Consider the following 14,519-nt stretch of genomic DNA (forward strand, 5'->3'; position numbering starts at 1 on the left):
CGATGCTTGCGTATCTTCGCAAGATCGCTCCCTCGCAAAGCAATTTCGAATTTCCCAATTTAGCTGGTCGGACGGTGACAAAGTTCCGGTTCCCAACCGCGTTCACCATCCTGTTCGTCTTGATCGCAATTGTCGCGATGCTCACCTGGGTCATTCCCGCGGGAGAATATGCGCGCGAGATGAACGACAGTCTCGGCGTCGCGGCTCCCGTCCCGGGGAGCTATCGGCAGGTCGAGCCGAACCCTCAGGGGATCACCGACGTGATCCTTGCTCCGATCGCCGCCATGTACGACCCGACCCTGCTGGGTTCCGCGTCGAGCGCAGCCATGGACGTTGCGGTCTTCGTGCTGGTCATCTGCGGGTTCCTGATGGTGGTCAGCAGGACAGGTGCCATTGACGCCGGCATCGGCGCCTTGCTGATCAGGCTCGGGGGCAGGGAACATCTGATGATCCTCATCCTGATGACCGCCTTTGCCCTCGGGGGAACGAGTTTCGGCATGGCAGAGAAGACGCTGGCCCTTTACGCGCTGATCATTCCGGTATTCATCCGGGCGGGCTACGATGCGCTGACCGGAGTGGCGGTGATCATGCTCGGGGCCGGGATCGGCACGCTGGGCTCGACGTTCAACGCCTTTGCCACAGTCGTCGCCCCGCAGGGGGCAAGCATCGCCTTCAGGCAGGGAATCGTGCCGCGCGCGCTGATCTTTGTGGTCTGTCTCGCGTCGGGTATCGTCCACGTCATGCGCTATGCCCACAAGGTGAAGGCCGATCCTGCTGCCTCCTTGGTATCCGACATGGCGGAGGACAATCGCACCTTCTTCCTCAAGTTGTCCGAGGCGGCCCTTCCGACCCTCACGCCCGTGCGCCGCATCATCCTGGCGCTCTTCGGGCTGACTTTCGGGATGATGATAATCGGGGTTGTCGGGCTCGGCTGGTGGATGGCGGAGATGACCGGGCTGTTCCTCGCGATGTCCATCGTCGTCTGGGGCGCGAACTCGTGGTGACCGCCTACCAATCTGCGAACGGCTTGGTGAACCTCTTCAACCCGACCTTCGCCGTGGTCATGGGCGGGCTCGCCATCGGCCGTGTCTCCTTTGATCGCTGGCTGCGCTTCGTGATGCCGCTGGTGATCTGCCGGGGAATCATCCTGCTGCTGCTGCTCAGCCTGGGTGCGATGACGAGCTGACCGGGCGTGGACAAAGGTGCCTGGCGCAGATCGTCGCGGATCGCGCAATCTGATGTCATCATTCCCGCGCTGCGCAAGGCGCAGATCCAGGGCGACCCCTCTTGGCGGATCCGCAATGGCGTCCCGGTGCAGCCGATGGTCCGGCCGGACCCTTGCCGGGCACCGCGCGCGGGCGCCTGTCCGGCGGCCAAGGAGCGGGGCGCCTGCGCCTTGGAGACCCGCCGATGCGGGCGGGCCGGACGCTTGCGGACCCGCATCCCGGCGATCGGTCGAAGAGCGCGGCAAACCGGATTTCGCGCCGACTGCGACATTTCGGGGCTAGGCGAACCGCTTTCTCTTGCCTAGCCTGTAAGAACACGTCCGTGCAGATACCGAGACATTTGCGTCTCGGGGTGCGGACGATTTGAGACGAATTGATTGATAATGCTATATTTTTTGCCTCCAGCCCGCGCCGGGGTGCGCTGTGTTCGAGAAAGGTATTCGTAATGTCGGTTTCCATGACGCTGCGCTGGCTCGTGATTCTCACCATGCTGGCCCTCGTACTCGCGGCAAGTTTCCTGCTCTTCGAAGGACGCATCGAAACGCTGGTCAACGACCTGCTGTCCGGGACGCAGAGCCTCTCTGGTCTCTGGGTGCTGATCGTGACGGCTCTGGCGCTCGACGTGGTGCTTCCGGTGCCGTCGAGCGTGGTCAACGTCTCGGCGGGTACGCTGCTCGGCGTCGCTGTCGGCACCTTTGCCTGCTGGACCGGGATGACGCTGAGCTGCCTGCTCGGCTACTGGATCGGCGCGACCGGCGGCACCCGCGCGCTCGGCCGGCTGCTCGGAAGGGACTATCTGGCGCGGTCGGCAGAAGTGTCCGAACGCATCGCGCTCGGCTCGGTGCTTCTGATGCGCGCTGTGCCGGTCCTGGCCGAGACCTCGACCATCGCGGCAGGGGTGGCGGGCCTGCCCCTGCGCAGGTTCCTTGGCGTCGTGGCGCTGGCAAATCTCGGCATCGCCGCCGCCTATGCCTCACTGGGCGCGCTGGCGCTTGAGGTCGACTCCTTCCTCCTTGCGCTCTGTGCCGCGCTGGCACTGCCGATCGCGGGCTTGGCGGGGCGCGCCCTCTACGCGCGGATCAAGGCTCCGGCAACGGTGGTGGCGGCCTCGGGGGCACTTACCCGCTCCGAGGCTGGCGTTGACGCGGCCGCGGCCGTGGGCGCGCCCGTCGCGCAAGACATGTCGCAGGATGGAGCGCCCGCGACGCTGACGGTCAGGCAAGCCTTCTCGGTCAGCTACGAGTACCGCGTGGTCTTCACGCGCGGGGTCTTTGATCCGGAAAACCCTGCGCTGCGCGACGTGTTTGCCGCCGGGGCGGAGGCGCGCCGGCAGCGCTGCGTGGTCTTCGTCGACCGCGATCTTCTGGCACTTCGTCCCGCGCTCGTCGAAGCGATTGGCGCCTATGTCCGGGACACCGTCGAGGGCGTCGATCTGGTCGCCCCGCCGATGCCGGTTGCAGGCGGGGAGGGGATAAAGGCCGGCTTCGAGACGGTCTTCGAGATCTACCGCCTTATCCTTCAGCACAGCATCGACCGGCATTCCTATGTCATCGCGGTCGGCGGCGGCGCGGTGCTCGACGCGGTGGGCATGGCCACCGCAACGGCGCACCGGGGGCTCCGGCATATACGGGTGCCGACGACGGTGCTGTCGCAAAACGACAGCGGCGTCGGGGTGAAAAATGCCGTGAACTTCGAGGGTTCGAAGAATTTCGCGGGCAGCTTTGCCCCGCCTTGGGCGGTGCTGAACGACTTCAACCTGCTGGAGACGCTGCCCGCCGCGACCCGTCGCTCCGGCATCTCCGAGGCGGTGAAGGTCTCGCTGATCCGCGATCCGGCGTTCTTCCTTTGGCTCGAGGCGAATGCGGACCGGCTGAAGCACTTCGCGCCCGAGGCCGAAGAATACATGATCCGCCGCTCGGCGGAGCTGCACATGCGGCAGATCGCCCTTGGGGGCGATCCGTTTGAGCGCGGCTCTGCCCGACCCCTCGATTTTGGCCATTGGTCGGCGCACAAGCTCGAGGGTCTGACCCACTATGCCGTCAGCCACGGCGATGCCGTGGCCATGGGGATCGCGCTCGACGCGCGCTACTCGGTGTTGGCCGGGCTTCTGCCGGCGGGGATGGAGGAGCGCGTGCTGGCGCTGCTGCAGGCCCTCGGCCTGCCGATCTGGCACCCTGATCTCGGTCGACGTGACGCGGGCGGGCGGCTCGAGATCCTCGTCGGGCTCGAGGAGTTCCGCGAGCATCTCGGCGGCGAGCTCACCGTCACGTTGCTGTCCGATCTCGGAGTCGGTGTCGAGGTGCACGAGATGCGTCCCGAGCTGGTCGCCGAGGCCCTTGTCTGGCTCGCGGCACGCGGCTCGGCACGTCAACAGGGACAGGAGGCATGAAGCTCGGCAACGGGCTGGGCACCCTGACCTACTGCCTCAACATCCATGCCACCGAAACCTGGGAGGATTGCCACGCCGCGCTGACCGGCCCGCTTCTGGCGGTGAAGGCGCAGCTCTCTCCCGATGACCGCTTTGCCGTAGGACTGCGGCTGTCGTCGAACGCGCTCGATGAGATTGACCGGGAGGACCGCCGAGCGTGGCTCAAGCAGTTCCTGCGCGAGAACGATCTCGTGCCGGCGACGATGAACGGCTTTCCCTATGGACCCTTCCACGGCGTGCGGGTCAAGGAGCAGGTCTATCAGCCCGACTGGCGCGACCCCGAGCGGCTGCGGTACACCACCCGGCTCACCGATCTCATGGCCGAGCTCGCCGAGCCCGGAGACTGGGTCAGCCTCAGCACCGTGCCGGGCACCTTCCGCACGCTGGCCGGGGGCGCCGAGGCCGCCATGGCCGAGCTGTATCTGCAGGCGGCGGCGCATTGCGTCGCGGTCAAGGCGCGCACTGGCGTCACTGTGGCGCTGGCGATCGAGCCCGAGCCGTTCTGCTTTCTCGAGACGATCGCGGGCAGCGTCGCCTTCTTCGAGGACTGGCTCTACGGTCCCGCCGCCGTGGCGCGGTTCGCCGATCTCACCGGGTTGGCCCGGGCGGAGGCAGAAGTGGCCCTGCGCGCGCACCTCGGGCTTTGCTACGACGTCTGCCATGCGGCGGTGGAATACGAGGACCCGGCGCAGAGCCTTGCCCTGCTGCAGGGCGCGGGCATCCCGATCCACAAGCTGCAGCTCAGTTCGGCGCTGCGCGCGCAGGTGAGCCCCGAGGTGCGCGAAGCGCTCGCCGCCTATTCCGAGCCCACCTACCTGCACCAGGTGCTCGCCCGCCGCGGCGAGGGTCCGATCCGCGCCTTTTCCGATCTGCCCGAGGCGCTGGCCCGCGGCGCAGAGGCCGATGGCGAGGAATGGCGGGTGCACTTCCACGTGCCGGTCTTTCTTGGCTCGCTCGGGCTTTTCGACAGCACGCAGGACTTTCTGAAGGAGATCCTCGACCTGCACCGGGCCGAGCCGATCTCACCGCATCTCGAAGTGGAGACCTACACATGGGACGTATTGCCCCCGGACTTGCGGACCTCGAGCGTGGACGCGGCGATCAGCCGCGAGTTGGGCTGGGTGCTGGACCGGCTCGGGCAATGATCGGTACCGCCCTCAAGCTGGGGCGCGTGTCGAACCTGCCGACGGTCTGGACCAATGCCATGGCGGGGGCGCTACTGGCGCTCTCCGCCGCCCCCGGCGCGGCGCTCGTGCCCATCTTGGTGAGCGCGCTGGCGCTGACACTCTTCTACGTGGGCGGCATGTGGCTCAACGACGCCTTCGACGCCGAGATCGACCGCGCGCAAAAGGCGGACCGGCCGATCCCCATGGGTGAGATCTCGCAGCGAGCCGTTTTCCGCGGAGCCTTTGCCATGCTCGGGCTCGGCATCCTGCTGACCCTGCCGCTCGGCGGGCCGGCGCTGCTCTCGGCGCTGCTTCTGACACTCAGCATCTTCCTCTACGACTGGCTGCACAAGCGCACCGCGCTGGCGCCGGTCATCATGGGGGTGACCCGGTTCTTGTGCTACGTGATGGCTGCGCTTGCCGCCACCGGCGCCTTTCCGGGTGTGGCACTCTGGGGGGCGCTGGGGCTGATGGCCTATGTGGTCGGCCTTACCTACGCCGCCAAGCAGGAGGCCTACGACCGGCTGGACCGCGCCTGGCCCCTGGCGGTGCTCGCCTTCCCGGCTGTGCTGGTGCTGGTCATGGGCTGGGGCAAGCCGCTGGCGCTGCTGGTCGCGCTGGGATTCCTCGTCTCCACCGGCGGTGCCTTGCGCCTCCTCTTCCGCCGGGCCAAGGGTGACGTGCCAAAGGCCGTCACCCTGCTGATCGCGTCGACCTCGCTGTACGATGCCGCGCTTATCGCCGGGGTCCACGGCGGCTGGCTCCCGGCGCTGCTGGCAGTCGCCGGGTTCGGTCTCACCCGCGCGCTGCAGCGCCGGATCGCCGGGACCTAGTCGAAGACATGGCTCAGCGTCAGCGCCTTGAAGTCCACGGCCCGCACCGGCCCCTCGGGCAGCATCCCCGGCTCGGAAGAGATCACCAGCGGCCCGTCGCCGGGATCCTCGGTGATCCGCCCGTGACTGCCCTTCACCAGATCGGTGCGCGAAGGCGAGATCAGGTCGAGCATCTGCCGGAAGCCCATCTTGCGCTTGCCCAGCTTCCAGGCGGCCGCCAGCTTGGGAAAGCGAAGGGCCGGGTCAAGGAACAGCTCGACCGGATCGTAGCCCGGCTTGCGGTGGATATCGACGGTGGGGGCAAAGTCGGGGGCCTTGGCCTCGTCCAGCCAGTAATAATAGCTGAACCATCGGTCGGGCCTGCTGATCGCCACCAGCTCTCCGCAGCGCGGATGGTCGAGTCCATTGGCACGCTTGCCTTCCTCGTCCCAGACCGCTTCAACCCCGTCCAGCCCCTCGATCAGCGCCTTGACCTCGGCCAGCCGCGCGCGGTCGTTGACGTAGACATGCGCCAGCTGGTGGTCGGACATGGCAAAGGCCGCCGAGGCGCCTGCGTCGAGGATTTCGCGCCCGTGCTCCTCGGGCCGGACGGCGATCAGCCCCGCCTCGCGCAGGGCGCGGTTGATGTGGATGGCGTCCCTGACCGGGGTGATGCCGTATTCCGAGACCACCAGCACCCGGCGCCCCTCGGCATCGGCGGCGGCGACCAGCTTGCCGACCAGCGCGTCGATGTCGCGCAGCGACTGCTGCACCTCGGGGTGGCCGAGATCGGGGCCGAACTTCTGCAGGTCGTAGTCGAGATGCGGCAGGTAGGTGAGTGTCAGCGTCGGGCGCCGCGTCTCCATCACGTGCAGCGTGGCATCAGCGATCCAGGCCGAGGACCTGATGCTCGCTGTCGGCCCCCAGAAGGTGAAGAGCGGAAAGCGCCCGAGCTTGGCGTCGAGCTCGTCGTGCAGCTCGGGCGGATGCGCGTAGTGGTCGGGGATCTTGCGCCCGTCGGCGGGATACATCGGCCGCGGCGTCGCCGAGTAATCGGCGGTCGAATACATGTTGTACCACCAGAACATCTTGGCGCAGGTGAAGCCCGGGTCGCGCGCCTTCCCGGCATCCCAGATTTTCTCCCCCTGCAGCAGCGAATTGGGTTGGCGCCAGAGCAGCACCTCCTTGAGATCGCGGAAGTACCATCCATTGGCCACGGCGCCGTGCCCCGAGGGCGGCAGGCCGGTCGCCAGCGTCGCCTGCACCGTGCAGGTGACCGCGGGGGTCACCGTCTCGAGCGGGCGCAGGGCGCCGCGGGCGGCGAGGGCGGCGATGTTGGGGGTGAACTGGCCGACAAGCTTCGGTGTCAGGCCGACGACAAGAATAACAACAGTCGGTGTCATGAGCTCAAAAAATATCCCGCAACAAAATACTTGCCGACTATGACGCGCGTTCCCTCCGCCCGTCCAGTGTTTCATTGACCATTTGGGAGAGAGTTCGATGACCAGTCCAAAAGACCTTTTGCAGAAATGGATAGCGGAGCGTGCCGGGGCCGAGAGGCCCTGGCTCGAGGACCAGCTCGCGACGCTCGCCGCCCCCGGGGCAACAGAGCGCGAGCTGCACCTCTTTCTCGGCTTCGCGCCGCGGCGGCTTGGCAAGGCCGACCTTGCCCTCAGCCCGGACGAGCTGGCCGAGGCCGATGCCGCGCGCCCTGGCTGGCAGCCCGGCGACTGGAGTCTCGACGGTGCCGCGCGGGTGCTTGGGCTGCTCAGCTACAGGGGTGACCGCCCGTTCTCCGAGACGTTCAAGGACCTGCGCCGCACCTCGGACGCCGCCGAGATGATCGCGCTCTACCGCGGGCTGCCGCTCTATCCCGAGCCCGAGAGCCTGCACTTCGAGGTGGGCGAGGGGCTGCGTTCGAACCTCAAGCCGGTCTTCGAGGCCATCGCCCACAACAACCCCTATCCGCGCGACCATTTCGACGAGCACCGCTGGAACCACATGATCCTCAAGGCACTGTTCATCGGCGCGGCGCTGGGGCCGATCACCGGCCTCAAAGACCGCGCCAACCCCGAGCTGGCGCGCATCCTCGTGCAATACGCGCGCGAACGCTGGGCCGCCGGGCGGCCGGTGATGGAGGAGCTCTGGCCGCTGGTCGGCCCCTTTGCGGAAACCCCGGAAATCCGGGCCCAGCTTGATCGGGCGCGGGCCGAGGGACGTATTATCGAGGAGTTTGTGTCATGATGCTGATTGATCCCCACGCGCATATGATCTCGCGCACCACCGACGATTACGAGGCCATGGCCGCCGCCGGCGTCGTGGCCCTGATCGAGCCCGCCTTCTGGCTCGGCCAGCCGCGCACCTTCGTGGGCACCTACGTCGATTACCTGTCGACCATCGTCGGCTGGGAGCGCTTCCGCGCCGGGCAGTTCGGCATCCGCCATTACTGCACCATCGGGCTCAACTCCAAGGAAGCCAACAACGAGGAGCTGGCCGAGGGCGTGATGGAGTGGCTGCCGCGGTTCGCGCTCAAGGAGGGCGTCGTTGCCATCGGCGAGATCGGCTACGACGAGCAGACCGCGCTCGAGGACAAGTACTTCCGGCTGCAGCTGACGCTGGCGAAAGAAATTGACCTGCCGGTCATGGTGCACACGCCGCACCGCGACAAGAAACGCGGCACCAGCCTGTCGATGGATGTCTGCGAGGAAATGGGCCTCGATCCGTCGATGGTGGTGATCGACCACAACAACGAGGAGACCGTCGGCGAGGTGCTCGACCGCGGCTACTGGGCAGGCTTCTCGATCTACCCCTCGACCAAGATGGGCAACGCGCGGATGGTCGAGCTGCTCAAGCAGTACGGCTCCGAGCGGATCATCGTCGACAGCGCCTGCGACTGGGGCATCTCGGATTGCCTCGGAGTGGCCAAGACGGCGCAGCTTGCGCTGCAGAGCGGCGTGTCCGAAGAGGTGGTGCGGGCGGTCTGCTACGGCAATGCGCTCGCCGCCTACGGCCAGAGCGGGCAGATGAAGGAGAGCGACTGGCTGTCGCCGCCCGCCATCGACCAGCGCACGCTCTACGAGGGCAACTCGATCCTTCGCGGTGGCCGCGAGCCGGTCATCGAGGAGCCGGGAACGCAGCGCCGCAAGGGGCTGACCATCGAGTAAGCCGTTCTGCTCGGCCCTCGAACCGAGGGCCGAGCAGAAGCGCACCTCACGCCACCTCTGCCCGCCTGCTTCGGCGCGGCGCATGGCCGGCGGGCGCGAGCCAGGGCGCTGATGGCTCTGGGCTATTGGGTCGCGGGCTACGCGCGCCGGGATTGGCGTGGCGAGGGTCGATCAGGGAAACACCAGATACCCTGTGCGCCCGCCGTCCAGGGTGAAGCTGGCGCTGCTGCCGCTGCCGTCCTCGGGCGTGGCAAAGAGCGCGTTTCCCTGCGCGCCATCGGTGCAGGCCAGCGCCGAGCCCATGCTCGGGAAAAGCGCGGGCGGCCCGTCGAGCTGGCCGAGGCAGGTGACGCGGCTCTCGGGCAGGGTGAGCAGCAGCACGTAGGTCTCGCCGTTCGAGCTGAGAACCTGCCCCAGCGCCGTGCCGCCGCCGTTCAGCTCGCCGACCCCCTGCTGCGCCTGGCCGGGCAGGGCGGGGGTTGCGGTGGCGGGGGCGCGTTCGACGATGGGCGGCTGACCGAGGCGCGTGGAGGCGCCCTGCGGCGCGCTGACCGCCGGGGCGCCGGGCGTGTTGCGGATTCGCTTGGTGCGGGCGGGGCTGTCGCGCTCGAGGGTCATCACCGGCTCGCGCACCGAGCCGTCTGCGCCGGGCACTCGGGTGCCGAGGTCGATGGAAACGCCAAGCCCGCCATAGCCGCCCCAACCCGGCGTCCAGCTCCCTCCCCAGCCGGGGCCGCCGGGCCAGCCGGGGCGGTGGGAATGATCGGGACGGCTGGGCCAGCCCGGACGCGCGGGCCAGCGGAAGGCCGGGCTGCGCGCGACGGTGTCGAGATCCACCGCCGGAACCTGTGCCGAAAGCGGTGCGGCGAGGGCGATCAGCAGCGGGGCGAGGCAGGGGAACCTGAACATCGGGGCGACCTCCGAAAGCGAAAAAGCGTCGTCCTGAGAATGGCATGCAAGGCCGGGGCGAACGCAAGCCGGAAGTTCGCAAGGCAGTTCGGCGGAAGTATGGCGCCGTCAGGCAGCGACGCGCCCGGCGCTTCGAGGCGCGCCGGGCTGCAGGGTCACACGTAGCGGTTCCAGAGGTTCTCGAGGCGTTCCTGCCGCCCGGAGCGCGGCTCGGGGTTGATCGCCTGTTCGCGCACCCGCGCCTCGATGCTGGCGAGATCGGACCTGAGCAGCGCCTTGTTCTCGGCGGCCTCCCAATCGGCGTAGCGCTCGGCGCGCAAGGTCTCGAGCGTGCCGTCCTCGAGTAATGCCGCCGCCGCCTTCAGCCCGCGTGCGCAGACGTCCATCGCGCCGGCATGGCCGAGGATCAGATCCTCGGGGTCGAGCGACTGCCGCCGTAGCTTGGCGTCGAAATTTGTGCCGCCGGTGGTAAAGCCGCCCGCCTTCAACACCTCGTAATAGGCCCGCGCCACCTCGGGCACGCTATCCGGGAACTGGTCGGTGTCCCAGCCTGATTGGTAGTCATTGCGGTTCATGTCGATCGAGCCCAGCAGTCCAAGCGAGGCGGCCAGTGCCAGCTCGTGCTCGAAGCTGTGCCCAGCGAGGATGGCATGGCCCTGCTCGATGTTCAGCTTGACCTCGTTCTCCAGCCCGAAACGCTTGAGGAAGCCGTAGACCGTGGCCACGTCGAAGTCATACTGGTGTTTCGACGGCTCCTGCGGCTTCGGCTCGATCAGGATCGCGCCCTTGAAACCGATTTTGTGCTTGTAGTCGACGACCATCGACAGGAAGGCCCCGGCCTGTTCGGCCTCGCGCGTCAGATCGGTGTTGAGCAGGGTCTCGTAGCCCTCGCGCCCGCCCCAGAGCACGTAGTTCTCGCCGCCAAGTTTGTGGGTGGCATCCATGCAGGTCTTCACCGTCGCGGCGGACCAGGCGAAGACTTCGGGATCGGGGTTGGTGGCTGCGCCGGACATGAAGCGGCGGTGGGTGAAGAGGTTCGCCGTGCCCCAGAGCAGGCGGGTCTTGGCGCCTTCCATCTTCTGGCCGAAATAGTCGACGATTTCCTCGAGATTGCGCGTGGTCTCGGCGAAATCCTTCCCTTCGGGGCGCACGTCGGCGTCGTGGAAGCAGAAGAAGGGCACGTCCAGCAGGTCGAACATCTCGAAGGCCACGTCGGCCTTCATCTTGGCCTTGTCCATTTCCGAACCGAACCACGGCCGCTCGAAGGTGCGCCCGCCGAAAGGATCGCCGCCCTCCCAGGCGAAGCTGTGCCAATAGGCAATGGCGAAGCGCAGGTGATCCTCCAGCCGCTTGCCCAGGACGATCTCGTCGGGGTTGTAGTGGCGGAAAGCGAACTCGCTGCCTTCGTCCGGCTGGTAGGTGAGTTTCGGGATGTCTCCGAAGAAGCCCGTCATGAGTGCCTCGTGTCGCGTTGGGGTGTCTGGTGCTTCAGTCGCGCGGTTGCTTGCCGAGAATGATCATGCCGAGGATGTCCTCGTCGGTGACCTCGTCGACGTTGACCGTGCCGACCAGCTTGCCGTTCTTCATCACCGAGGCGCGGTCGCAGAGCTTCATCACGTTGTGGATGTCATGCTCGATGAGAAAGATGCCGAGCCCCTGCGCCTTGAGCTGTTCGATCAGCTCGGCGACCATCTGCGTCTCCTGCGGGCCAAGCGCGGCGGTGGGCTCGTCCATGATCAGGATGCGGGCATTGAAATAGACCGCGCGGGCGATGGCCACCGATTGCCGCTGACCGCCAGAGAGCGCCTTCACCGGGTCCTGGAACTTGCGGAAGTTCGGGTTGAGGCGACCCATGATCTTGCGCGTTTCGGCCTCCATCTGGGCGTCATCGACGAGACCGGTGGCGGTCACCAGCTCGCGCCCCAGAAAGAGGTTCGAGGCAGCGTCGAGATTGTCCGCCAGCGCCAGCGTCTGGTAGATCGTCTCGATGTTGTAGCGGCGGGCGTCGCGAGGGTTGTTGATTTCGGCCTTCGCGCCGTCGATCAGGATCTCGCCGCTGTCCATGCGGTAGGCACCCGACAGGCACTTGATCAGCGTGGACTTGCCCGCGCCGTTGTGCCCGAGCAGGCCGACCACCTCGCCGGGGTAGAGATCGACGGTGACGTGATCGACCGCCTTGATGCCGCCGAAGGAGACCGAGACGTCGCGCATCTCGACCAGCGGGGCTCCGGTTCTGTCAGCCATCATGCGTCTCCCGTGCGCTTGCGGTAGAGGATGTCGATGAGCACGGCGAGCACCAGCACGATGCCGACGACGATGTTCTGGAATGGGGCATCGACGCCGACCATGGCCATGCCCGATTGCAGCGACTGCATGATCAGCGCGCCGAGAATGGCGCCGTAGATCGTGCCGATGCCGCCCGCGAGCGCCGTGCCGCCGATCACCGCCGCGGCGATGACGCGCAGTTCGTCGAGCGTGCCGATATCGTTCGAATGGAACGACAGGCGGGCCGAGGCGACCATACCCGCGAGCGCGCAGAGCACGCCCATCACGGCAAAGACCTTGACCGTCAGCAGGCGGGTGTTGATGCCTGAAAGTTCCGCCGCCTCGGGGTTGCCGCCCGTGGCGAAGATGTAGCGGCCGAGCCTGGTGCGACGGGCGACCATTGTCATCACCACCGCCACGGCGATCAGCAGCAGCACCGAGAAGGGTATGCCGTAGCCCGCGGTGAAGCCCTCGGGCATGGTCTCGCCGCGCGCTTCGAAGCCGCGTCGCAGCACCCGGGTCGGCACCTCGTAGGCGTTGAGCATCGCCACGAAGCCAAGGATCGCCGCCGCCGAGAGCGCCATGAGCACGCCTTCGGCCCAGATCGGCTTGACCGGGAACTCGTGATTGATCCGGGCCTTGCGGGCCTGCGCGATGGCGGCCCAGGCGACCAGCGTGGCGAGCACGCCGAAGATCCAGCTGCCGGTGACGCCGAGCGTGCCGCCGATGCCGCCGAGGGTCTGGAAGGTGTCGTCGAGCGGGCCGATTGTCTGGCCGCTGGTGAGGTACCAGGCGACATTGCGCCAGACCAGCAGCCCGCCGAGGGTGACGATGAAGGCGGGCACGGTCAGGTAGCCGACGATCCAGCCCTGAAAGGCCCCGATGAGACCCCCGGTGAGCAGCCCGACAAGGATCGCGAGCGGTGCGATCACCGGGTTGCCGTAGTCGAGGCCAAGGCCGGGCAGCAGCTTTGTCTGGGTGATCGCCATCATCGCCGAGCAGGTGGCGAGCAGCGCACCGACGCTAAGGTCAATGTTGCGGGTGACGATGACGAAGACCATGCCGGTGGCCATGATCGCCACGCTCACCGTCTGGATCGTCAGGTTGAAGATGTTGCGCGGGGTGAGGAAGCGGCCATCCGTGAGGACGTTGAACACGACGCAGACCAGGACGAAGGCACCGACCATGCCGAGCAGGCGGGTGTCGAATTCGAGGGTCTTGAAGATGTTCCTGCGGCCGGCCCCTGCGCCGGAGGCGTTCGCCTCTGCCATGGTGACCTCGGGGGATTAGGGGTGTTTGCCTGGGTGTCCCCGCCGCGCTGCCGGTCGTTGGCCGGATGGCGCGGCGGGGCGCCTGTGTGTCAGCTCAGAAATACGCCGCGATCAGTTGCAGGGCGCAGGGCCGTCAGTGACGCCCTGGCACAGCGCGTCCTGGCTGATCCAGCCCGCGTCCACCACGGCCTCGAGGTTGTCCTTGGTGACCGGCACTGGCTCGAGGAACTTGGCCCAGAGCGTGGTGCCCGCCGGGGAGGTCCACTCCTCAGCGCCCTCGATGTCGCTGGCCATCGCGTCGCCGGCCAGCTGCACGGCGATCTCGCCCGCTGCCTTGCCCAGCTCGCGCGCGTCCTTCCAGACCGAGACGGTCTGGGTGCCGCGGGCGACGCGGTTCAGCGCTGCATGGTCGCCGTCCTGGCCGGAGACCGGGATGCCGTCGAGCCCCTGCGCGGTCAGCGCGGCCACGGCGCCGCCGGCGGTGCCGTCGTTCGAGGCGACCACCGCGTCGACCTTGTTGTCGTTGGCGGTCAGGATCTGTTCCATGTTGCGCTGCGCGTTGGCGGGCAGCCAGCCATCCGTATAGGCCTCGCCGACGATGGTGATCTTGCCGCTGTCGATGGCCTCCTGCAGGACCTCCTGCTGGCCGCCGCGCAGGAAGTCGGCGTTGGGATCGGTGGGCGAGCCCTTGATCATCACGTAATTGCCCTCGGGCGCAGCCTCGAGCACCGCGCGGGCCTGCATCCGGCCGACCTCGACGTTGTCGAAGGTCAGGTAGAAGGCCCGGCTGTCCTCGATCAGGCGGTCATAGGCGATCACCGGCACGCCCTCGTTGGCGGCGGCCTCGACGGCGGGGATGATCGCCTGCGTGTCCTGCGCGAGGATGATCAGCGCGTCCACGCCCTGCGCCATCAGCGATTCAACATCCGACAGCTGCTTCGAGGACGAGGACTGTGCGTCGGCGGAAATATAGGTCGCGCCCGCCGCCTCAAGTGCCGACTTGATCGCGGCCTCGTCGGTCTTCCAGCGCTCCTCCTGAAAGTTCGACCAGGACACGCCAACGGTCTGGGCGGATGCCGTTACGGCAAGCCCGAGTGTGATGGCCGCAGAGGCCAGCAAGGTCTTGTACATGTTTTCCTCCCTAGGTGCCCCGGTGGGGCATGCGCCGTTCTCCCTCGGCGCTGGCTCAGCCTGAGCCTCTTAAATTCAGTTGTCAAATTAATTTTGCCCGCGCATATTGCCAGACAGAGCAAATATCGGCCAGAAGCCCTGACCTTG

Annotated in this window: 13 protein-coding genes; 7 read left to right on the forward strand and 6 right to left on the reverse strand. The window is 67.1% G+C overall.

Going from position 1 to position 14,519, the window contains the following annotated elements; genetic code table 11:
- Positions 1-2: 2 nt before the first annotated feature.
- The 5 genes from CEW88_RS14845 (at position 3) to CEW88_RS14860 (ending at position 5,653) form a co-directional block, all read left to right on the forward strand.
- Positions 3-1,004, forward strand: coding sequence for a hypothetical protein (locus CEW88_RS14845; RefSeq protein ID WP_254694516.1), 1,002 nt, complete (start codon positions 3-5; stop codon positions 1,002-1,004).
- On the forward strand, positions 1,001-1,186 hold the full coding sequence (locus CEW88_RS24920; RefSeq protein WP_254694517.1) for a hypothetical protein: 186 nt from the start codon (positions 1,001-1,003) through the stop codon (positions 1,184-1,186). The genes CEW88_RS14845 and CEW88_RS24920 overlap by 4 nt, the downstream gene beginning before the upstream one ends.
- A 485-nt stretch (positions 1,187-1,671) precedes the next feature.
- Complete coding sequence (locus CEW88_RS14850) at positions 1,672-3,615, forward strand: 3-dehydroquinate synthase (RefSeq protein WP_108968422.1); 1,944 nt, start codon at positions 1,672-1,674, stop codon at positions 3,613-3,615.
- Positions 3,612-4,799 carry a metabolite traffic protein EboE gene (gene eboE, locus CEW88_RS14855; protein ID WP_108968424.1) on the forward strand — a complete coding sequence of 396 codons (1,188 nt, stop codon included), beginning with the start codon at positions 3,612-3,614 and terminating at the stop codon, positions 4,797-4,799. Before CEW88_RS14850 ends, eboE begins: the two co-directional genes overlap by 4 nt.
- A complete protein-coding gene (locus CEW88_RS14860; protein ID WP_108968426.1) occupies positions 4,796-5,653 on the forward strand; it encodes a UbiA family prenyltransferase in 858 nt (285 codons plus the stop codon). The genes eboE and CEW88_RS14860 overlap by 4 nt, the downstream gene beginning before the upstream one ends.
- Here CEW88_RS14860 and CEW88_RS14865 read toward each other — a convergent pair.
- A complete protein-coding gene (locus CEW88_RS14865) occupies positions 5,650-7,035 on the reverse strand; it encodes an alkaline phosphatase family protein (RefSeq protein ID WP_108968428.1) in 1,386 nt (461 codons plus the stop codon). The two genes, CEW88_RS14860 and CEW88_RS14865, sit on opposite strands and share 4 nt — an antisense overlap.
- Before the next feature lie 97 nt (positions 7,036-7,132).
- Between CEW88_RS14865 and CEW88_RS14870 the strand changes: the two genes are divergently transcribed.
- Positions 7,133-7,876: an EboA domain-containing protein gene (locus CEW88_RS14870; RefSeq protein WP_159099620.1), complete on the forward strand. Its 744-nt coding sequence runs from the start codon at positions 7,133-7,135 to the stop codon at positions 7,874-7,876.
- Positions 7,873-8,796 carry a TatD family hydrolase gene (locus CEW88_RS14875; RefSeq protein WP_254694518.1) on the forward strand — a complete coding sequence of 308 codons (924 nt, stop codon included), beginning with the start codon at positions 7,873-7,875 and terminating at the stop codon, positions 8,794-8,796. The genes CEW88_RS14870 and CEW88_RS14875 overlap by 4 nt, the downstream gene beginning before the upstream one ends.
- Before the next feature lie 171 nt (positions 8,797-8,967).
- Here CEW88_RS14875 and CEW88_RS14880 read toward each other — a convergent pair whose 3' ends face one another.
- The 5 genes from CEW88_RS14880 to xylF form a co-directional block, all read right to left on the reverse strand.
- Positions 8,968-9,705 (reverse strand): hypothetical protein, encoded by a 738-nt coding sequence (locus CEW88_RS14880; protein WP_108968432.1) that lies wholly within the window; start codon positions 9,703-9,705, stop codon positions 8,968-8,970.
- A 155-nt stretch (positions 9,706-9,860) separates the two neighbouring features.
- Complete coding sequence (xylA, locus tag CEW88_RS14885) at positions 9,861-11,159, reverse strand: xylose isomerase (RefSeq protein ID WP_108968434.1); 1,299 nt, start codon at positions 11,157-11,159, stop codon at positions 9,861-9,863.
- A gap of 34 nt (positions 11,160-11,193) precedes the next feature.
- Positions 11,194-11,949 (reverse strand): ATP-binding cassette domain-containing protein, encoded by a 756-nt coding sequence (locus tag CEW88_RS14890; protein WP_108968436.1) that lies wholly within the window; start codon positions 11,947-11,949, stop codon positions 11,194-11,196.
- Complete coding sequence (locus tag CEW88_RS14895; RefSeq protein WP_108968438.1) at positions 11,949-13,241, reverse strand: sugar ABC transporter permease; 1,293 nt, start codon at positions 13,239-13,241, stop codon at positions 11,949-11,951. The genes CEW88_RS14890 and CEW88_RS14895 overlap by 1 nt, the downstream gene beginning before the upstream one ends.
- 111 nt (positions 13,242-13,352) lie before the next feature.
- Positions 13,353-14,372 (reverse strand): D-xylose ABC transporter substrate-binding protein, encoded by a 1,020-nt coding sequence (gene xylF, locus CEW88_RS14900; protein WP_108968441.1) that lies wholly within the window; start codon positions 14,370-14,372, stop codon positions 13,353-13,355.
- Positions 14,373-14,519: the final 147 nt, after the last annotated feature.

The organism is Alloyangia pacifica, from assembly GCF_003111685.1.
In the GTDB taxonomy this organism is placed as follows: Bacteria; Pseudomonadota; Alphaproteobacteria; order Rhodobacterales; family Rhodobacteraceae; genus Salipiger; species Salipiger pacificus_A.